Source organism: Pseudomonas sp. SIMBA_068 (genome assembly GCF_046534705.1).
Taxonomy (GTDB): domain Bacteria; phylum Pseudomonadota; class Gammaproteobacteria; order Pseudomonadales; family Pseudomonadaceae; genus Aquipseudomonas; species Aquipseudomonas putida.
In genome coordinates, this window is sequence record NZ_JAWRYI010000238.1 from 1 (window position 1) to 315 (window position 315).

The window sequence follows — 315 nt, forward strand, 5'->3', positions numbered from 1 at the left end:
GGCGGCCGGCAGCGCCTGATAAAAATGCTCCAGGCCGGCGCTGACCTCCTGCTGGCGGGCATGACGTTCGGCGCTGAACAGCGCTCCGTCAGAGCAGATCCAGAGATTGTTTGCGCCACGTTCCCGCTGCAACCGATGGACCAGTTCACTGACGGCAGCCATCAGCTCGCCGGTTTCCAGAAGACGTTGCAGGCTGGCGATATCGCTCGCGCGTGATGCCTGCAGCCAGGTCAGGGCGTCCCTCATTGCTCACCTCAGTGCGGTTAAAACCTTTCAGAAGCAAAAGGCGTGCCGCTTTCCTGAAAAAAGAGGGTC

At 60.6% G+C, this 315-nt stretch carries 1 pseudogene; it reads right to left on the reverse strand.

The annotated features are described in order from the left end of the window. Positions 1-246: pseudogene (locus SB756_RS28995) on the reverse strand (response regulator receiver protein); the annotation flags it as partial. Between the last annotated feature and the right edge of the window lie 69 nt (positions 247-315).